The following is an 18,459-nucleotide window of genomic DNA, read 5'->3' as shown; positions in this document are numbered from 1 at the left end:
TCACTTATATTATATCATTGTATGCAAACTGATAGTTTAAAAGGCATTCTTTATTGGTATGAATAGGGATAGAAAGACTTTATAGAAGAGGGTGGAACATTTGTTTAAAGAAAAAAAGAGTAAAAGAGTATTGAAAATAGCCAATCTAATAGCATTTATAGGAGTACTGGCGCTTAATTTTCTAGCGAATTATTTACCGCTTAACAATAACACTACAGGAGATCTCTCAGACAGCTATCCGAATCTCATAGTGCCTTCGGGGTTCACATTCTCCATCTGGGGACTTATATACATAGGCCTTGCAGCGTTTGTGATATATCAGATTCTAGACTCCAGAAATGGAAGTCTGTCAGGACAGAGCGCTTCCGAGAAAGTTGGCATATTCTTCATCGTTTCGTGCATAGGGAACATGGCCTGGATAGTGCTATGGCATTACGAGATGCCTGGATACTCGCTTTTGGCGATGCTAGTGATACTGATAAGCCTTATAGCTGTGTATATAAGGGTGAACAGCGAGACAAGCCCAAACAGCAGCGACAAGCTGTTTGTGAACTATCCTTTCAGCATATACCTAGGCTGGATAACTCTAGCCACTATACTGAACGTAACGGCTCTACTGGTGGACAGAGGATGGGACGGCTTTGGGATATCGGAAGAGATCTGGAGCGTAGTGATATTCGGAGCGATCCTTGTGATAAGCTTTATTTCGCTTAAGCTCAGACGAGACATAGCCTACAATGCAGTGTTCTTGTGGGGACTTTTCGGGATAGCCTACAAGCACCTAGAGGTATTTGATCTTCAGCACAAGCTAGTATACTGGGGGGCTATAGTGTCCATGATAGCCATAGTGCTTATGATGCTGAAGGTTCTGATTTTGGACAAGAGAAAAAACACCATGTTTAAATACTAGAGAAATGCAAGGAGTGATTGATGTGGGAAACAGAGACAAGAGTGAACTCAAATCAAAGCTTACAGAGCTTCAGTACAGGGTTACTCAGGAAAGTGGTACAGAGAGGCCTTTCGATAACGAGTACTGGGACAACAAGAGAGAGGGCATATACGTAGATGTAGTGTCTGGAGAAGTACTGTTTAGTTCGAAAGACAAGTTTGACTCAGGAAGTGGTTGGCCTTCTTTTACAAAGCCAGTAGAAGAATCTGGGATTGTAGAGAAAAAAGACAGCTCACTTGGAATGACAAGGACAGAGGTCAGGTCGAAAGCTGGCGATTCGCACCTTGGACATGTGTTCGAGGATGGCCCTTCGGACAAGGGCGGGCTTAGGTACTGTATAAATTCGGCTTCGCTTAGATTCATACCTAAAGAAGAGATGGAACAGGAAGGGTATGGAAAGTACCTGAAATTATTTGAATAAAGCAAAGCCTGTAGGGTAAAAAAACATTAAAGAGAAAAAAAGGAGGAATTGAGATATGAGTAATTTTAAAGAGCCAATAGAGCTTCTAGACGAAAAGACTAGGCTTATAACTAGAATGATAACAAGCCTTAGGGAAGAGCTAGAGGCCATAGATTTATACCATCAGAGAGTAGCGGCAAGCAGTGATCCTGATGCACAGGCAATACTTGCCCACAACAGGGACGAGGAGATAGAGCATGCCTGCATGATAATAGAGTGGCTTAGAAGGAATATGCCGACTTGGGACGAAGAGCTTAAGACATACCTATACACAGAGGGATCTATAGCTGGCGCAGAAGAAGCTGCAACTGGTGGAGAGTCTAAGTCAGCGAACAGGGTGTCGCTTTCAGACTTAGGAATAGGAAGCATGAGAAAGTAAACCGTAAAATTCAAAATACAGGGAGGTATGAGTTATGGACATACTTAAAAGAGATCTAGCTCCGCTTACAAGCGAAGTTTGGGATGAAATAGACGGAAGGGCTAAAGAGGTGCTTGAGAGCTACCTTTCAGCTAGAAAAGTGGTGCATGTAGAAGGTCCTAAGGGATGGGACTCAAACGTAGTGGTAGAGGGAAGACTTGACGTGATAGAGGAAAGCAAGGAAGGTGTCTCAGCTGGAACTTACAGAGTGAAGCCCCTTATGGAGGTCAGGTCTAGCTTTGAACTAAACAGATGGGAAATGGACAACATAGTCAGAGGGGCCAAGGACATAAACCTAGAGTCGCTTGAAGAGGCTGCAAAGAGGATAGCCAAGTACGAGGACAAGGTGATATTTGAAGGAAACGAGAAGGCCGGAATAGTAGGACTGCTTAAGGCTGAGGGCATAGAGGAGCTATCGCTTGGAGCGAACAGGGAAGATATACTGGACAACATAAGCAGAGGGGTTCTAAAGCTTCAGTCGTCATATGCCTCAAAGCCTTTCACACTGGTGGTTGGCACCGAGGCCTACAGGGTTATAAACAAGCAGACAGGAGGATATCCTCTTGCAAAGCAGCTGGAAGATATAATAGGCGGAGAGATAGTTGTAAGCCCTAGCATAGAAGGCGCAGTCTTGATCCCGGCAAATCACTCGGATCTTGAGATGACTATAGGTCAGGATCTCTCTATAGGATACGAGTCTCATGACAGCAAGACTGTAAGGCTTTTTATAACAGAGTCTTTCACTTTCAGGATACTAGATCCGTCTATAATAGTTAAGTTCAAGTAAATAAGTTAAGGGCCAGTCTTTTGGGCTGGCCTTTTTTCTATAGTTATTGACAAATACATAACAAATAACAAAGGGGTGTTTGCGATGAAGGAGATATATTTGGCAGGGGGTTGCTTCTGGGGAGTGGAGGAGTATTTCAGCAGGATAGACGGGGTTATAGAGACTAGCGTGGGCTATGCCAACGGCGACTGGGAAAGCCCGACATACGAAGACGTGTGCACAGGAGCTTCCGGCTATGCTGAGACGGCCCGAATAGTCTACGACGAAGAGAAGATATCTTTAGCTGGGCTGCTTTCAAAGTACTGGAACATAGTGGACCCAACTTCTCTGAACAAGCAGGGAAACGACAGGGGAAGCCAGTACAGAACGGGGATTTACTATGTGGACGATGCAGACTACAGACTCATAATGGAGTCTCTTAGGGCTGAAGCTCTAAAGCATGAAAAGCCTATAGTTACAGAAGTTGAGCCACTGGCAAAATACCACTTGGCAGAGGAGTATCATCAGAAGTATCTGAAGAAGAATCCAAATGGATATTGCCATATAGATTTGAGTAATCTATAGAAAATAAAAGCGAGAACGACTATCTTAAACTAAAATAGGTATAAAGGTCTTATATGCTTTAAAGTAATTATATTTAACGGTTATTGAAAAAAAAAGCTTGTTATGATAAAATCTTAAAATGAAAAGAGAAAATGTTAAGGGGCGATTTTATGGCTATCAAACAATATGGAATTTTTGATATATTAGGTCCTATAATGATAGGTCCTTCCAGCTCGCATACAGCTGGAGCGGCTAGACTTGGAAAAGTAGCCAAGGGAATAGTCGGAGTGGATTTTGACTCTGTAAAATTCTATCTACATGGGTCTTTTGCAAAGACGTACAAAGGCCACGGAACTGACAGGGCGCTTGTAGCAGGTGTGCTGGGCATGGATCCTGGGGATGAAAACCTAAGGCATGCGCTGGAAATGGCAGAAGAAAAAGGCATAGGCATAGAGTTTATAGAAGCCGACCTTGGAAGCTATCAGCATCCCAACACGGTTAAACTTGTGTTCGAGACAAAGGGTGGCAGAGAAGTGGACATAACAGGGTCTTCTATAGGTGGAGGAAGTATAGTGATCACCAATATAGAGGGCACAGACGTAAGCCTTACAGGAAACCGTCCTACTCTAGTCGTAAAGCACAAGAAGCTAGAGGGTATCGTGACTAAAGTGACGAAAGTTCTAGGAGAAGACGATATAACAGTAGACATCATGAAAGTCGAGAGATCTACGCATAGAGATGAAGCGGTTATGATAATAGAGGTGGAGTCGAATATAGGTTCGAATGTTCTAAGAGATATATCAGAAGTAGAAGGTGTTATCTTGACTAGAGCTATAAATCCACTATAGGACGGGAGGTAAATACATGTTTAGATTTGGATACGAATTGCTGGAACTGGCAAATAGCCAGAACAAAAAGCTGTCAGAGATAGTGCTTGAGAGGGAGATTGAACTTACAGGGGCCAGCGCAGAGGAGATAAGAGAGAGACTTTATCAGAGCTTTGAAGTGATGAAGGCTTCGGCAAATGAGGCTATGAATAAAGAAGTCAAGTCTGTAGGAGGGCTTATAGGTGGAGACGCCCAGAGAGTGAACCAGTACTCTCAAAACGCCAACTCGCTTTGCGGAAGCACAGTTATGCTGGCGGCGGCCAGAGCGCTTTCTTGCTCGGAGGTCAACGCCTCTATGGGAAGAATCTGTGCTGCGCCTACAGCGGGTTCTTGCGGGATAGTGCCAGCCACTATAACTACTGCGGCTGAAGCCCTGAACGCAGACAAGGAGACTGTAATAGATGGACTGCTTGTGGCTGCCGGAATAGGTGTTATAATTCAGACAAATGCCACTGTTTCAGGAGCAGAAGGTGGATGCCAGGCCGAGTGTGGTGCTGCAGCTGCTATGGCTGCCGCTGGAATGGTCGAGATGTCTGGCGGAACTCCAGAGATGTCGCTTGAGGCTGCATCTATCTGCCTTAAGAATATAATGGGGCTTGTGTGCGACCCTATAGCTGGGCTTGTGGAAGCGCCTTGTGCGAAGAGAAACGCATCAGGGGCTGTAAACGCAATGATCTCTACAGACCTTGCGCTTGCCGGAGTCAAGTCTATAATTCCGTTTGACGAAGTGGTTGAGGCGATGTACGAGGTAGGAAAGTCGCTTCCATTTGAGCTTAGAGAAACTGCTCTTGGAGGGGTGGCTGCAACCAAGACAGGCAAAGAGATAATGAAGAGAGTATTTGGATAGAAAAATATGAATACTAAAAGGCATGGCTAAATTAGGGCTATGCCTTTTATTTTGTTTGATTTAGGTCTGAAATGAGTTAAAATGTAATTAGAAGTAAAATTAAGAAAGAGGAGTTGTTGGATATGACAGACAAAGAAAAAATGGAACTAGAAGAGGAAAAGAACGGATGCGGATGCAACGGGCACCACGATGAAGACCACGAGTGTGGCTGTGGAGATAACGGATGTGGATGCGAAGAAGACGAGTACGAGAAGATGAATATAGAGCTAGATGATGGAACTAGCCTTTCATGCTTTGTGCTAGGCGTATTCGGAGTGGAGGACAAGGAGTATATAGCTCTTCTGCCAGAAGGCGAAGAAAACGTGCTTCTGTACGGATACGAGGAAGACGGCGAAGAGATAGAGCTTCTGAACATAGAGGACGACTCGGAGTTTGAGATGGTTTCAGAGGTTTTCGAGACTCTCTTTATGGACGAAGAAGACTACGAAGAAGAAGAATAGAGAGGTATAGATATGGACAGAGTGTACGATTTTGCAGATGAACTGCTGGATTTTGTTGAAAACAGCCCTTCTCAGTACCATGTCGTAAAAACTCTAGAAGACAGATTCAGAGCTCGAGGATTTCAAAAACTCGAGCTCTCTTCTAATTGGGAGTTTAAGTCTGGCGACAGATGCTATCTATCTGTAGGGGAGAGCATGTCGGTTGGATTTATAGTGGGAAGTGGGGAGCTGGAGGAATGCGGGTTCAGAGTTGTGGCTTCGCATACAGATTCCCCGGGGATAGTTGTAAAGCCTGATCCAGAGATTTCAAGCGACGGCTATCTAAAGCTCAACTGCGAGCTCTACGGAGGACCTATAATGAACACCTGGCTCGACAGGCCGCTTGGGCTTGCCGGAAGAGTAGTGCTCAAGGGAGACAGTCCTATGTCACCTAAGACAGAGCTTATAGACTTTAAAAAGCCTGTGGCCTTGATTCCTAATCTGGCGATACATCAAAATAGAAAAGTGAACGAAGGATTGAAGCTGAGTGGACAGAAAGACATGTTGCCGTTTCTGAAGACAGTGGAGAAGAATTTTGAAAAAGAGAGCTACTTGATAAATCAGCTGGCCTCAGAACTAGGAGTGGACAGCGGCGAGATACTGGACTTCGAGCTGTGTTTTTACGAGCACGGAAGAGGCTGCATATTCGGGATAAACAGGGAATTTATTTCCTGCGGAAAGCTGGACAATTTGGCCATGGCTCACAGCAGCGCAGAGGCCATTTTGGACTCCGAGACGAGCTTTGCCACCTCTGTATTTGTATCTTTCAACCACGAGGAGATTGGAAGCACCACGGCTGAAGGGGCTGGGTCACCTGCGCTTCAGAACATACTAGAGAGGATAGCGCTTGGCCTTGGGAAACAGAGGGAGGAGTATTTGAGAGCCCTTGAGAACTCCTTTATGCTCTCGTGCGACATGGTGCATGCGGTACATCCAAACAACACAGAAAAGCAGGACCCTACGAACAGGCCTGTCATAAACGGAGGGCCTGCAGTGAAGACGAGCGCAAGAAAGTCCTATACAAGCGATGCGGAGACATACTCTGTTTACAAGTCCATCTGCGACTCCATAGGAGTGAATGTGCAGAGGTATGTAAACCACTCTGACGAAAGAGGCGGAAGCACTATAGGGCCTATAAGCTCCACCCAGCTTGCCATAAAGTCTGTAGACATAGGGAACCCGCTTCTGGCCATGCACTCCATAAGGGAGACTGCCGGAGTGAAAGACCACTACGACATCTACAGGTCGTTTGTAGAGTTCTACAAGGCGAGATAGTGATATGGCTGTAATAACGAAAGTGGAAGTGCAAAAGCACAATGATCGCAGGTACTCCATATACCTAGACGGCGAGTACAGCTTCGGCGTAGGGGAAGACGTGCTCGTGAAGTACTCGCTTTTAAAGGGGACAGAGCTTGAGGAGAGCTTTGTGGAGGAAGTTCTCTTGGCCGAGGAAAAGGCCAAGGCCATAAGTGTGGCTCTTAGGTATCTAGGCTACAGGATGAGGTCTAAAAAGGAAGTAGAAGACAAGCTACGCGAAAAAGGCTACGCTGAATTCACGGAAGCTGTGATGGAATACCTTGAAGAGAACAGGTATCTAGATGATTTGGAGTTTGCGGTCTGCTTTGCAAGAGACAAGTTTGGGCTTAACGGTTTTGGAAAGCACAGAATCAGAATGGAGCTTGTAAAAAAGGGTATAGATAATAGAGACATAGAAACAGCAATAGAGGAAGTGTTCGACTCTGAGTCGGAGAAGGAAGCCGCCAAAGAGCTTGCAGTGAAGAAGCTGAATGGAAGCTACAGAAACGACAGCGAGGAGAACAGGTACAGAAAGACATCATCGTATCTGTATCGGAAAGGTTATTCTTCGGACATAATAAACGCTGTGCTTAGAGAGGTGCTTTAGCCTCTCGCCTACATAAAAATAATGAAAGGGTGATTGAGTGAAATACAAGATAGTTGCAATAGATTTAGACGGAACGCTGCTTACAGATTCAAAAGAGGTCACCAACGAGAACATAGAGGTGCTGAATGCGCTTTCACACAGGGGCGTGGACATAGTCATAGCCACAGGAAGAAGGTACTACTCGGCCAAGCAGTTTGTGAAAAAGACCGGGCTTGAGAATATAACTATACTGGCCAACAATGGAACTATAGTGAGGAATATGTCCAACGACGAGCTGCTGGTGCACAAATACTTTGACGAGTACGATTTCTACAGCCTTATAGAGGAGGGCAAGCGAAATAGACTTCACGCTGTGACCCATGTAAATAAGTATTTGGAAGGCTATGACATGGTGGGGGAATACGCTTCGCTGGACCAGAGGTACTGCAACTACCTGCATGAAGCAGGGAACAGGTACAAGAAGGTGAAGAATTTGCTGGAGTACGAAAAGCCCAACACGCTGGCCGTAGTCTACCCTGGAGAACTTGAAGAGCTTTCAAGGTTCAAGGCTGAAGTAGAGCAGAAGTTCGACGGCAAGTTCAATCTCTACCTTATGCAGAAGCTGGTGGGCGTAAGCCCTATACTGGAGATAATAAACTCCAGAGGATCTAAGTGGATAGCGCTTAGAGACTATGCAAACCAGAGGGGCATAAGCACAGAGCATATAATAGCTGTAGGCGACGACAACAACGACCTCGAGATGATAGAGAAGTCGGGCCTTGGGATAGGCATGAAAAACGCCTCTGAAGAGGTGAAAGCCGCAGCAGACATAATAACAAAATACGACAACAATGACTCGGGGCTTGGAAAGACTCTGAGAGAGATTTTCAATATATAAAAATAGAAGTCTGAATATTCCAATATCACTTAACACTGTTTCTGATTTAGATTTTAGCTAAAATCATAAACTCTAAGACACGCTCCAATTTGGAAAATACAATAGAGCCACTCAAGTGTAAAATCTGGAACTCGCTATCGCTCAAACACCAGATTAAAGCACACTTTCGCTTGCTCTGTATTTTGTCAAATCTTCACGATGCTTATCGTTTTTATGACTTTACTAAAACTACATGCTAGTCTGTAGAATTTGTCTATTAAAAAGTCTGTATTTCTAGTTGACATATGGATAAAAAGATAGTAAATTATATTTAAGACATTACCACTTTAGATAGGTAAAGCAATAAAGTGAGAGCGGGGGTAACGCCAATGATAGGATTTCAGACTCCACAGGGAGTGAGAGATGAATTGTTTAGAGAATACGAAGAAAAGCAGAATATGCTGAAGGGAATATCGGGTATATTCAAGTCTTTTGGTTACAGGGAAGTTGCAACGCCTACTATAGAGTACTACGAGGTGTTTTCATCTATAAAGAGCAGCATAATAAAGAACGAGATATTCAAGCTTATAGACAAGTCAGGAGAGCTGCTGGCACTTAGGCCGGATGCTACTATACCTATAGCCAGGATAGTTGCCAACAACTACAAGAGCTCCAAGAAGAACTACAAGCTCTTCTACAACACACAGGTGTTCAAGATGAGCAACGAGAAGAAGAGGGAAGTTACACAGACAGGGGTGGAGTACTTCGGGAATATAAACCCTGAAGCCGACGCAGAGGTCATATCTATAGCGATAAAGACACTTATAGAAAACGGGGCAGAATTCCACATAGAGATAGGAAATGCAGGCTACTACAAGGGTCTACTTGAGGAAGTGCAGCTTTCAGACGTGCTGGAAAGCAAGCTCAAGGAGCTGGTGGAGAGCAAGAACTTCGCCGAGATAAAGAAGTTTGTAGAGTCGCTGGATATAAGCGAGGAGCACAGGGAGATACTTGCGAAGATACCTGACCTGTACGGAGACTTTACGCAGACGCTTGAGGAAGCGGAGGAGTACTGTCTAAACGACAATATGAGAAATGCGGTGGAGGACTTAAAGGAAATATACGACGTGCTTTCAGACTACGGCTACGAAGACCATATATCGCTTGACCTAGGACTTATAAACGACCTCGACTACTATACGGGGATGGTGTTCAAAGGCTATGTAAAGGGATACGGCGAGACAGTGCTGAGCGGAGGAAGATACGACACGCTTACAAAGTACTATGGGCAGTACATTCCAGCCACCGGGTTTGGACTTAATGTAGACGACCTGATAAACGCCATCACAGTGCAAGAAGCCGGATGCGATGCGAGCGACAAATATATAGACTACAAGATAAACTACAAGAAAGACGTCAGAAAAAGCGCCATAGAGCTTGCCGAGTCTCTGAGAAGCTCGGGATATGTGGTGGAGCTTGAGAGAAAGGACTCTTTTGAAAAGCTGGGGGAAGAGCTGGGAGTTTCAAAGCTGATAAGCCTTGGAGAGAGCGAGAGCATTGAGCTTGAAGACATGGAGACGGGAAAGGCAGAGAGGCTGAGCGTCTCTGAGTTTAAAGAGAAAATATAGAAAGTGGGGATTAACTTGGATTACTTGAATATAGCCATAGCCAAAGGAAGACTAGGGGAGAAGGGCTACGAAATCCTCAAGCAGATAGGACTTGAGTGCAAAGAGCTTGAGGAGGAGTCGAGAAAGCTTATCCTCACAAGCGAAGAGAACAAGGTCAGATACGTGCTTGTAAAAGCCGTGGACGTGCCTATATACGTGGAGAGAGGCGCTGTAGATCTGGGCATAGTGGGGAAAGACACCATAATGGAAGAAGACAGGGATTTCTACGAGATAGCAGACCTTGGATTTGGAAAGTGCAAATTTGCAGTTGCAGCCATGGAAGGATACAGCATAGACCCTACAAAGCAGATAAGAGTGGGGACCAAGTATCCGCATGTGGCCAAGAAGTACTTTTTAAGCACGGGCAGGCATATAGACACCATAAAGCTGAACGGATCGGTGGAGCTTGCGCCGCTTATAGGGCTTTCAGACGTCATAGTCGACATAGTTGAGACTGGAAGGACGCTCAAGGAAAACGGGCTTGTGGTGCTAGAGGACATGTATCCTGTGAGCGCCAGACTCATAGCCAACAAGGTGAGCTTTAAATTTAAGAACAGCAGGATAAAGAATATAATAAGAGACATAAACGCTATAGTAGGAGAGGAGATGTAAACATGATAAAGATAATAAACACTACAAACGGAACAGAAGAGGTTCAAAAGGAGATAGAAGCCCTGCTAAACAGAAGTCAGCTGGAGTTTGGAGAGGTAAACAGATCTGTAGAGGACATCATAACTAAGGTCAGAGACGAAAAAGACAAGGCCATAATAGAGTTCACAGAGAAGTTCGACGGCGTAAAGCTAGACAGCATAGAGGTTACAGAGCAGGAGATAGAGGACGCTTACAACAGCTGCGACCCAGAGCTTATAGCGGCGCTGGAAGAGGCTGCGGAGAACGTAAGAGAATACCACCAAAAACAGCTTAGCAACTCTTGGATACAGAACGACAAGAAGGGCATAATGCTTGGACAGATATACAACCCAGTAGAGAAAGTGGGAATATACGTACCTGGAGGAACTGCGCCTTACCCATCTACAGTGCTTATGAACGCAGTGCCGGCAAAAGTTGCAGGAGTAAGCGAGATAATAATGGTGACACCTCCTTCTAAAGATGGATCTGTAAACAAGAACATACTTGCGGCTGCCAAGATAGCTGGAGTTGACAGGATATTTAAGGCCGGAGGAGCACAGGGAATAGCGGCGCTTGCATTCGGAACTGAGTCTGTGCCTAAGGTTTACAAGATAGTTGGACCTGGAAATATATACGTTGCGATAGCGAAGAGAATAGTATACGGATACGTGGACATAGACATGATAGCAGGGCCTAGCGAGATACTTGTGCTTGCAGACGAGACTGCAAACCCTGAGTATGTGGCGGCTGACATGCTTTCACAGGCAGAGCACGACACGCTTGCTTCATCTATACTTGTGACTACTTCAGAAGAGCTTGCGTACAAAGTGAAGGAGGAGCTTGCAGTTCAGACAGCTTCGCTTTCGAGAAAAGACATAATAGAGAAGTCGCTTGCCGACTTTGGAGCTATAATAATCGCAAAAGACATGGACGAGGCGATAAGCTACACAAATGAAATAGCGCCTGAGCACCTTGAGCTTATAGTAAAGAGCCCGTTTGAGATGATAAGCTCTATAAAGAACGCAGGAGCTATATTCCTTGGAGCGTACTCGCCAGAGCCTCTAGGAGACTACTTTGCAGGACCGAACCACACTCTTCCTACAAGCTCTACAGCTAAGTTCTACTCTCCGCTTGGAGTTGACGACTTTGTGAAGAAATCAAGCCTTATATTCTACGACAGAGAGAGGCTAGAGGAGAAGAAAGACCAGATAATAAAGATAGCGGAGGCAGAGGGATTAACGGCACACGCTAATTCTATAAAAGTGAGGTTCAAGTAAGATGATAGAGAAGTACCTAAAGGAAGAGGTAAAGAGCTTAAAGCCCTACGTGCCTCATGACTACGACTACAAATACAAGATGGACGCAAACGAGAGTCCTTTCAACATAGAGCCGGAGATTATGCAGAGCATAGTCTCTAGGCTTTTAGCTACAGATATAAACAGATATCCCGATACAAACAGTATGAAGCTTAGAAAGAGCATCTCTGAGTTTATAAAAGTGGACTACAAGAACATAGTGGTGGGAAACGGCTCTGACGAGATGATACACGTGCTTTTAAACACTTTCGTAGGGCAGGACGAAGTAGTGGTCTCTCATGAGCCTACTTTTTCCATGTACGGCATAAACACCAAGGTGCTTGGGGGCAGGTATATGGAGATACCTACAGACGAGGAGTTTGACATAGAGATAGACAAGCTTATAGCTGTTTCAAATGACTTCGGGGCCAAGGTCATAATACTCTGCAATCCGAACAACCCTACTGGAAATCTAATCCCAAAGGATGACATACTGAAGGTGCTTGACAGCACAGACAGTATAGTGGTAGTGGACGAGGCCTATATAGAGTTTGGCGGGGAGTCCGTGGTGGACATGCTCTCGAAGTATGACAGACTTATAGTCTTAAGGACTTTCTCAAAGGCCTTTGGGGCTGCTGGAATAAGAACGGGATATCTACTATCTTCAGACGAGATAGTGGAGAAGATAGCGGCTGTAAAGCCTCCATACAATCTCAACTCTGTATCCCAGATAATAGCCTCGGAGCTTATGAAAAACAGCGATGTGATAATGGAGAATATAAAGATAATAAAGGCTGAAAGAGACTGGCTTAACGCTGAAATGCTAAAACTTTCAAACATAAAGGTCTACAAGACTGGAGCCAACTTTATAATGTTTAAAGTTAAAGACGCCAAGGCTGTGTTCGACAGGCTGCTTGAAGATGGAATCATGATAAGGTATTTCAGCGGCGGAGTGCTGGAAAACCACCTTAGGGTCTCGGTAGGAACTAGGGAAGAAAACGAGGCCTTCTTAAAAGTGCTAAAGGAAGTGATTTAGATGAGAACTGCGGAGTCTAGCAGAAAGACTTTTGAAACAGATATAGAAGTATCGATCAACTTAGACGGCGCCGGAGCTAGCGAGATAGAGACAGGCATAGGCTTTTTCGACCATATGCTGATCCTATTCTCGAAGCACGGGCTGTTCGACCTCAAAGTCAAGTGTGCAGGCGATTTGTACATAGACGGCCACCACACTGTAGAGGACATAGGGATAACTATGGGCTCTGTGTTCAAGGAGGCGCTGGGTGGAAAAGAAGGCATAGTGAGATACGCCCACACCTTCACCCCGATGGACGAAGTGCTGACGCTTGTGGCTGTGGACCTTGGCGGAAGGCCATATTTGTCCATAGACGCTGAATACAGCAGAGACTATATAGGCGAATTCGACACAGAGCTTGTGGAGGAGTTCTTCAGAGGTTTTGTAAACTCTGCCGGGATAAATCTGCATATAAAGGTCATGACAGGCGGAAATGCCCACCATGTGGTGGAGTCTATATTCAAGGGGTTCGGAAGGGCGCTTGACACGGCTACAAAGAAAGACGAGAGAATCAAAGGCGTCATGTCTACAAAGGGAGTGATCTAATGATAGCTATAATAGACTACGGAGTTGGAAACTTGAACAGCATACAGAATGCGCTTGAAAAGCTGGGGCATGAGAGCATGATAACCCACAAGAGCGAAGACCTATACGCTGCAGACGGAATAATACTCCCTGGAGTAGGTGCGTTTAACGACGCCATAAAGAGCCTTAGGGCGACAGGGCTTGTAGACGACATACTGAAATGCGTGGAAGCTAAGAAGCCGCTGCTTGGAATCTGCCTCGGGATGCAGCTTCTATACGAGAAGAGCTACGAGGATGGAGAGTGGGAAGGACTGGGGATACTAAAGGGCAACGTGGTGAAGTTCGACGACAGCCTGAAGGTGCCTCATATGGGCTGGAACAACATAAGCTTCAAGAGAGAAGACCCTATACTTAAATATATAAAAGAGGACGACTACATCTACTTTGTGCACTCGTACTACGTGGACACGCTTGAAGACGCAATAGCCTACACAGAGTACGGAGTGAAAGTGCCTGCGATAGTCGGAAAAGGAAGCGTGTACGGTATGCAGTTCCATCCAGAGAAAAGCGGGGAAGTCGGACTTAAACTACTAAAAGCATTCGGGGAGTTGATTAAATGATAATATTTCCAGCGATAGATATAAAAGACGGGAACTGCGTAAGGCTGAAGCAGGGGAAGTTCGAAGATATGGACGTATACTTCGACAACCCTGTAGAGGTGGCCAAGACTTGGGAGGCCAAAGGCGCAGAGTTTATACACATAGTTGACCTTGACGGAGCCAAGGACGGAAAGAGCAAGAACTTCGAGATAATCTCGGAGATAGCTAGAACTGTGAACATACCTATACAGGTAGGCGGCGGAATCAGGACAAGAGAGGCTGTACAGACACTGCTAGACGCAGGCGTAAACAGGGTGATACTTGGGACAGCAGCCGTAAATGAAAAAGAGCTCTTAAAGAGCCTTGTAGACGAGTACGGTAAGCAGATAGTTGTGTCGATAGATGCAAAAGACGGCATAGTGGCCATAGACGGCTGGGTGAACCTAAGCAGCTTGAACTCTGTGGACTTCGTAAAAGAGCTAGAGGAGATAGGTGTCCAGACCATAGTCTACACAGACATAGCCAAGGACGGCATGATGGAAGGACCTAATTTCGAGATATACAGAGAGCTTATGGAGAAGAACAGCATAGACATAATCGCGTCTGGAGGCGTCAGCACTCTAGAAGACGTGGCGAAGCTTTCAGAGATGGACATGTACGGAGCCATAATAGGAAAGGCCCTCTATATAGAGAATATAAAGCTAGAAGACGCACTGGAGGTTTAGAGATGCTTACAAAGAGAATAGTGCCTTGCCTTGACGTCAGAGACGGAAAAGTGGTTAAGGGAACTAAATTCAAGGACATAAGAGAAGTAGACGACCCTGTGGAACTTGCCAAGTACTACAACGAGCAGGGTGCAGACGAGCTTGTATTCTACGATATAACTGCGTCACATGAAAAGCGCGGGATAATGCTGGACATAGTGGAGAGAACGGCGAAAGAGGTTTTCATCCCCTTCACAGTTGGAGGCGGAGTCAACAGCGTGGAGGACTTCACAGCGATACTCAGAGCAGGAGCGGACAAGATATCTGTAAACTCTTCGGCTGTAAAGAACCCGGAGCTTATAAGAGAGGCCGCCCTTAAATTCGGGGCGCAGTGCGTAGTGCTCTCGATAGACGCAAAGGAAGTGGCCGAAAACAAGTGGAACGTGTTTATAAACGGAGGAAGGCTTGACACTGGGCTTGACGCTGTGGAGTGGGCTGTAAAAGGTGTGGAGCTTGGAGCAGGGGAGCTTGTGCTTAACAGCATAAACACGGACGGAGTAAAGGGCGGATACGACGTAGCCCTTATGAAGGCAGTGGCTGAAAAAGTGAACGTGCCTATAATAGCTTCTGGCGGAGCAGGCACTAGAGAGCATTTCGCTGAAGTGCTTTCAGACGGCGGAGCGGACGCTGCACTTGCGGCATCTGTATTCCACTTTAAAGAGATAATGATTCCAGAGCTTAAGGACTACCTTATAGCCGAGGGAATCCCAATGAGAAAGGACTGATTAGATGGACTTCATTAAAAATATAAAATTCGACGAAAAAGGGCTTGTGCCGGCAGTAGTTCAAGATGCTGAGACTGGCGCAGTGCTTATGATGGCATACATGAACGAGGAGTCGCTTTTGAAGACTGTGGAGACGAAGGAGACATGGTTCTTCTCTAGAAGTAGAAACGAGTTCTGGAACAAGGGGGCCACTTCAGGCAACACTCAGGCCGTTGTAGAGATGAGCTACGACTGTGACGGGGACACCATCCTTGTAAAGGTAATTCAAAAGGGAGTTGCCTGTCATACAGGCGAGTACTCATGCTTCTTCAACAAGATAGTGGAGAGCGAGAGCGGTGCAAGCTACGATGTGCTTGATAGGCTCTACGCCCTTGTGAAAGACAGAAAAGAGAACCCTGTAGAGGAGTCTTACACAAACTATCTTTTCGACAAAGGTGTAGACAAGATACTCAAGAAAGTCGGAGAAGAGAGCGCAGAGGTCATAATAGGGGCCAAGAACGACAGTGCGGAAGAGGTAATCTACGAGTCGAGCGACCTTGTATACCATATGGTGGTGCTTCTCGTTCAGATGGGAATCTCTATATCGGACATAAAAAAAGAGCTGAGCAGCAGATACAAATAGGAGGCCTAGGCCTCTTTTTTTGTCTTTAAAAGTGAATTTGTGCTTAAACTGTGGTAGTATATACAGAGAAAAGATAAGCGAGGGGCGTTTTATGGAAGAGAGCAAATACTACAGAGTCTACTCTGAATATCTAAGAGATAAGTACGGAGAGAAGGTCTACAAGCTGCCTGTAAGCTTGGAGCTGACCTGCCCGAACAGAGATGGATGCGTAGGTACGGGAGGCTGCATATTCTGCGGAGAAGAGGGAGGCAGTTTTGAAAACAGGCCAAACTACATGGAGATAAGAGAGCAGCTTTCTAAAAATAAGGCGCATATAGCGAAAAAGTACAAGGCGAAAAAGTACATAGCCTTTTTCCAGAACTTCACCAACACATATATGAGTCTGGAGGACTTTAAGCGCTGCGTGGAGCAAGCCATCGGAGAAGACATAGTGGGGATATCCATATCCACTAGGCCGGACTGTGTGAGCGACGAATACCTGGACTACCTTAAAACTGTGGAGGAAATGTACGGCGTGGACATAACTATAGAGCTGGGCCTTCAGTCGATAAACTACCGCACGCTTGCAAAGATAAACAGGGGTCACGGCCTTGCTGAGTTTATAGACGCCATGGTGAGGATAAACAGGTACGGTTTCAACTCCTGCGTCCATATGATACTCAACTTCCCATGGGATGAGATGGTGGACATTGTAGAAGGGGCCAAGATAGTCTCTGCGCTTGGCGTAAAAGAGATAAAGCTCCACGCCCTCTACATAGTCAAGGGAACTGCGCTTGGACATATGTACGAGAGAGGAGAATTTGAGATGATCTCAAAGACAGAGTATATAGAGCGTGTCATGGCTTTTCTGGAGCATCTTGACCCGGAAATAGCTATGCAGAGGCTTATAGGCAGGGCCCCGGAGGAGAACACTCTGTTTGTAAACTGGAACACAAGCTGGTGGAAGGTGAAAGACGAGATACTGGAGACTATGGAGAGCAGGAATTCATACCAGGGCAAGAGATTTGACTATTTGAATGGAAAGGCGCTTAGTCGCTTTAGATAAGGAGAGAAGGATTTGAAAAAAGAGAGGCTAGACAAGGTACTTGCAAACTTAGGCTACGGCAGCAGAAAAGAGATAAAGTCGCTTGCAAAGACTGGGATAATAAAGATAGACGGAGAGATAGTGAAGGACTCTTCGCATAAGTTCGATCCGGAGAGTTCGGTAATAGAGGTGGGGGAGGAAGTAGTAAGGTACAGAAAGTATATATACCTTATGATGAACAAGCCAGACGGCTATATATCCTCCACAGAGGACTGTATGCACGAGACTGTGCTAGACCTGCTGGAGCCGGAGGACAGAGTGTTCGAGCCGTTTCCGCTTGGAAGGCTGGACAAGGACACAGAGGGGCTTCTGGTGCTTTCAAACGACGGACAGCTGGCGCACAGGATACTATCACCTAAAAAGCATGTGAAAAAAGGCTACTACGCCGAGGTCGAGGGTGTGGTGACCGAGGAGGACATAGAGGACTTTGCAGAAGGGGTGGAGCTTGAAGATGGCTACATCACAATGCCGGCCAAGCTAAAGATTCTGGAGTCGGGTGAGATTTCCAAGATAGAGCTCGAGATATACGAGGGCAAGTACCATCAGGTCAAGAGGATGTTCGAGTCTGTAGGGAAGCGGGTGGTCTACCTAAAAAGGATATATATGGGCGGACTTGCGCTTGACGAAAGCCTGGAGCTAGGAGAGTACAGGGAGCTTACCGACGAGGAAGTGGAGCTGCTGGAGATAAGAGACTAGAAAAAAAGGGATGTTTAGGGTATAATGAGTTTGGTAGAAAAGAGAAGTGAGATGAGGAGTTGGAAAATGACTATCAAGAGCAAAATTCCAAACCTGTTTACCATGTCGAATTTAGGGCTTGGAGTCCTAGCCATCATAAATATGTTCCATGGGGAATTCTATATATCGGCACTGCTGATTCTGGCAGCTGGTCTGTTTGACAGGTTTGACGGCATGCTGGCTAGAAGGTTCAATGCGACTAGTAGTATAGGCAAGGAATTGGATTCACTGTGTGATCTTATATCTTTCGGCATTGCTCCTGCAATGCTCATATGGAATATACGTCTGTATGATTTAGGCATGATAGGAACTGCGCTTACAGTTGTATATGCTGTTTCAGGCGCTTATAGGCTTGCGAGGTACAACGTGACTTCATTCGAAGGGGTGTACGTGGGAATACCTATAACGCTTGCCGGAGGGATAGTTTCTATAATATCGCTTTACTTGCTGAAGTATGAGATTAACTCGACAGTTATAATTGCGATGGTGCTGTTTTTGGCTTATTCGATGGTAAGTACAAAGATAAGGTTAAAGAAAAGGTAATATTAA

Annotated in this window: 23 protein-coding genes; all 23 read left to right on the top strand. The window is 45.6% G+C overall.

Going from position 1 to position 18,459, the window contains the following annotated elements; translation table 11 throughout:
* The first annotated feature begins 100 nt into the window (after positions 1–100).
* The gene (locus EUAN_RS06530; protein WP_169817356.1) at positions 101–910 is read left to right on the top strand and encodes a TspO/MBR family protein; all 810 of its coding nucleotides are present in this window, start codon (positions 101–103) and stop codon (positions 908–910) included.
* 22 nt (positions 911–932) lie between these two features.
* Positions 933–1,370: a peptide-methionine (R)-S-oxide reductase MsrB gene (gene msrB / locus EUAN_RS06525; RefSeq protein WP_245674457.1), complete on the top strand. Its 438-nt coding sequence runs from the start codon at positions 933–935 to the stop codon at positions 1,368–1,370.
* A 55-nt stretch (positions 1,371–1,425) separates the two neighbouring features.
* Positions 1,426–1,788, top strand: a complete 363-nt coding sequence (locus tag EUAN_RS06520; RefSeq protein WP_071062926.1) for an encapsulin-associated ferritin-like protein — start codon at positions 1,426–1,428, stop codon at positions 1,786–1,788.
* 34 nt (positions 1,789–1,822) lie between these two features.
* Positions 1,823–2,614, top strand: a complete 792-nt coding sequence (locus EUAN_RS06515; protein ID WP_071062923.1) for a family 1 encapsulin nanocompartment shell protein — start codon at positions 1,823–1,825, stop codon at positions 2,612–2,614.
* Positions 2,615–2,698: 84 nt separating this feature from the next.
* Complete coding sequence (msrA, locus tag EUAN_RS06510) at positions 2,699–3,178, top strand: peptide-methionine (S)-S-oxide reductase MsrA (protein ID WP_071062922.1); 480 nt, start codon at positions 2,699–2,701, stop codon at positions 3,176–3,178.
* A gap of 149 nt (positions 3,179–3,327) precedes the next feature.
* Positions 3,328–4,005, top strand: coding sequence for an L-serine ammonia-lyase, iron-sulfur-dependent subunit beta (sdaAB, locus tag EUAN_RS06505; protein WP_245674456.1), 678 nt, complete (start codon positions 3,328–3,330; stop codon positions 4,003–4,005).
* 16 nt (positions 4,006–4,021) lie between these two features.
* Positions 4,022–4,891, top strand: coding sequence for an L-serine ammonia-lyase, iron-sulfur-dependent, subunit alpha (gene sdaAA / locus EUAN_RS06500; RefSeq protein WP_071062920.1), 870 nt, complete (start codon positions 4,022–4,024; stop codon positions 4,889–4,891).
* 122 nt (positions 4,892–5,013) lie between these two features.
* Complete coding sequence (locus tag EUAN_RS12785; protein WP_245674455.1) at positions 5,014–5,391, top strand: DUF1292 domain-containing protein; 378 nt, start codon at positions 5,014–5,016, stop codon at positions 5,389–5,391.
* 12 nt (positions 5,392–5,403) lie between these two features.
* Entirely contained in the window at positions 5,404–6,705 is a 1,302-nt protein-coding gene (locus EUAN_RS06490; protein WP_071062918.1) for a M18 family aminopeptidase, read from the top strand.
* A 4-nt stretch (positions 6,706–6,709) separates the two neighbouring features.
* A complete protein-coding gene (locus EUAN_RS06485) occupies positions 6,710–7,333 on the top strand; it encodes a RecX family transcriptional regulator (RefSeq protein WP_071062916.1) in 624 nt (207 codons plus the stop codon).
* 37 nt (positions 7,334–7,370) lie between these two features.
* Positions 7,371–8,210: a Cof-type HAD-IIB family hydrolase gene (locus EUAN_RS06480; RefSeq protein ID WP_071062913.1), complete on the top strand. Its 840-nt coding sequence runs from the start codon at positions 7,371–7,373 to the stop codon at positions 8,208–8,210.
* Between the two features lie 368 nt (positions 8,211–8,578).
* Entirely contained in the window at positions 8,579–9,817 is a 1,239-nt protein-coding gene (gene hisZ / locus EUAN_RS06475; RefSeq protein ID WP_071062911.1) for an ATP phosphoribosyltransferase regulatory subunit, read from the top strand.
* 3 nt (positions 9,818–9,820) lie between these two features.
* Positions 9,821–10,468, top strand: a complete 648-nt coding sequence (gene hisG, locus EUAN_RS06470; RefSeq protein WP_245674454.1) for an ATP phosphoribosyltransferase — start codon at positions 9,821–9,823, stop codon at positions 10,466–10,468.
* A 2-nt stretch (positions 10,469–10,470) separates the two neighbouring features.
* Entirely contained in the window at positions 10,471–11,763 is a 1,293-nt protein-coding gene (gene hisD, locus EUAN_RS06465; RefSeq protein WP_071062907.1) for a histidinol dehydrogenase, read from the top strand.
* 1 nt (position 11,764) lies between these two features.
* Complete coding sequence (gene hisC, locus EUAN_RS06460) at positions 11,765–12,817, top strand: histidinol-phosphate transaminase (RefSeq protein ID WP_071062904.1); 1,053 nt, start codon at positions 11,765–11,767, stop codon at positions 12,815–12,817.
* On the top strand, positions 12,818–13,402 hold the full coding sequence (gene hisB / locus EUAN_RS06455) for an imidazoleglycerol-phosphate dehydratase HisB (RefSeq protein ID WP_071062903.1): 585 nt from the start codon (positions 12,818–12,820) through the stop codon (positions 13,400–13,402). It abuts the gene before it with no gap.
* Entirely contained in the window at positions 13,402–14,001 is a 600-nt protein-coding gene (gene hisH, locus EUAN_RS06450; RefSeq protein ID WP_071062901.1) for an imidazole glycerol phosphate synthase subunit HisH, read from the top strand. The genes hisB and hisH overlap by 1 nt, the downstream gene beginning before the upstream one ends.
* On the top strand, positions 13,998–14,705 hold the full coding sequence (hisA, locus tag EUAN_RS06445) for a 1-(5-phosphoribosyl)-5-[(5-phosphoribosylamino)methylideneamino]imidazole-4-carboxamide isomerase (RefSeq protein ID WP_071062898.1): 708 nt from the start codon (positions 13,998–14,000) through the stop codon (positions 14,703–14,705). The genes hisH and hisA overlap by 4 nt, the downstream gene beginning before the upstream one ends.
* 2 nt (positions 14,706–14,707) lie before the next feature.
* Positions 14,708–15,469: an imidazole glycerol phosphate synthase subunit HisF gene (hisF, locus tag EUAN_RS06440; RefSeq protein ID WP_071062896.1), complete on the top strand. Its 762-nt coding sequence runs from the start codon at positions 14,708–14,710 to the stop codon at positions 15,467–15,469.
* A 4-nt stretch (positions 15,470–15,473) separates the two neighbouring features.
* Positions 15,474–16,091, top strand: a complete 618-nt coding sequence (hisIE, locus tag EUAN_RS06435) for a bifunctional phosphoribosyl-AMP cyclohydrolase/phosphoribosyl-ATP diphosphatase HisIE (protein WP_071062894.1) — start codon at positions 15,474–15,476, stop codon at positions 16,089–16,091.
* A 91-nt stretch (positions 16,092–16,182) separates the two neighbouring features.
* Positions 16,183–17,136 (top strand): tRNA modification radical SAM protein MnmL/YtqA, encoded by a 954-nt coding sequence (mnmL, locus tag EUAN_RS06430; RefSeq protein ID WP_071063108.1) that lies wholly within the window; start codon positions 16,183–16,185, stop codon positions 17,134–17,136.
* A gap of 12 nt (positions 17,137–17,148) precedes the next feature.
* On the top strand, positions 17,149–17,871 hold the full coding sequence (locus tag EUAN_RS06425; protein WP_071062892.1) for a pseudouridine synthase: 723 nt from the start codon (positions 17,149–17,151) through the stop codon (positions 17,869–17,871).
* Between the two features lie 66 nt (positions 17,872–17,937).
* Entirely contained in the window at positions 17,938–18,453 is a 516-nt protein-coding gene (gene pssA / locus EUAN_RS06420; RefSeq protein ID WP_071062890.1) for a CDP-diacylglycerol--serine O-phosphatidyltransferase, read from the top strand.
* The last annotated feature ends 6 nt before the right edge of the window (positions 18,454–18,459 follow it).

The organism is Andreesenia angusta (genome assembly GCF_001855385.1).
In the GTDB taxonomy this organism is placed as follows: Bacteria; Bacillota; Clostridia; order Tissierellales; family Gottschalkiaceae; genus Andreesenia; species Andreesenia angusta.
Note: the sequence above shows the minus strand (reverse complement) of the source record. Positions and strands in the feature narration are given on the sequence as shown.

Excerpts from the sequence above, each read along its gene's own strand:
- hisH (WP_071062901.1), top strand. The coding sequence starts at position 13,402 with ATGATAGCTATAATAGACTACGGAGTTGGAAACTTGAACAGCATACAG.
- mnmL (WP_071063108.1), top strand. The coding sequence starts at position 16,183 with ATGGAAGAGAGCAAATACTACAGAGTCTACTCTGAATATCTAAGAGAT.
- EUAN_RS06515 (WP_071062923.1), top strand. The coding sequence starts at position 1,823 with ATGGACATACTTAAAAGAGATCTAGCTCCGCTTACAAGCGAAGTTTGG.
- hisIE (WP_071062894.1), top strand. The coding sequence starts at position 15,474 with ATGGACTTCATTAAAAATATAAAATTCGACGAAAAAGGGCTTGTGCCG.
- hisC (WP_071062904.1), top strand. The coding sequence starts at position 11,765 with ATGATAGAGAAGTACCTAAAGGAAGAGGTAAAGAGCTTAAAGCCCTAC.
- sdaAA (WP_071062920.1), top strand. The coding sequence starts at position 4,022 with ATGTTTAGATTTGGATACGAATTGCTGGAACTGGCAAATAGCCAGAAC.
- EUAN_RS12785 (WP_245674455.1), top strand. The coding sequence starts at position 5,014 with ATGACAGACAAAGAAAAAATGGAACTAGAAGAGGAAAAGAACGGATGC.
- msrA (WP_071062922.1), top strand. The coding sequence starts at position 2,699 with ATGAAGGAGATATATTTGGCAGGGGGTTGCTTCTGGGGAGTGGAGGAG.
- hisZ (WP_071062911.1), top strand. The coding sequence starts at position 8,579 with ATGATAGGATTTCAGACTCCACAGGGAGTGAGAGATGAATTGTTTAGA.
- hisF (WP_071062896.1), top strand. The coding sequence starts at position 14,708 with ATGCTTACAAAGAGAATAGTGCCTTGCCTTGACGTCAGAGACGGAAAA.
- EUAN_RS06490 (WP_071062918.1), top strand. The coding sequence starts at position 5,404 with ATGGACAGAGTGTACGATTTTGCAGATGAACTGCTGGATTTTGTTGAA.
- pssA (WP_071062890.1), top strand. The coding sequence starts at position 17,938 with ATGACTATCAAGAGCAAAATTCCAAACCTGTTTACCATGTCGAATTTA.
- EUAN_RS06485 (WP_071062916.1), top strand. The coding sequence starts at position 6,710 with ATGGCTGTAATAACGAAAGTGGAAGTGCAAAAGCACAATGATCGCAGG.
- hisA (WP_071062898.1), top strand. The coding sequence starts at position 13,998 with ATGATAATATTTCCAGCGATAGATATAAAAGACGGGAACTGCGTAAGG.
- hisD (WP_071062907.1), top strand. The coding sequence starts at position 10,471 with ATGATAAAGATAATAAACACTACAAACGGAACAGAAGAGGTTCAAAAG.
- EUAN_RS06520 (WP_071062926.1), top strand. The coding sequence starts at position 1,426 with ATGAGTAATTTTAAAGAGCCAATAGAGCTTCTAGACGAAAAGACTAGG.
- hisB (WP_071062903.1), top strand. The coding sequence starts at position 12,818 with ATGAGAACTGCGGAGTCTAGCAGAAAGACTTTTGAAACAGATATAGAA.
- sdaAB (WP_245674456.1), top strand. The coding sequence starts at position 3,328 with ATGGCTATCAAACAATATGGAATTTTTGATATATTAGGTCCTATAATG.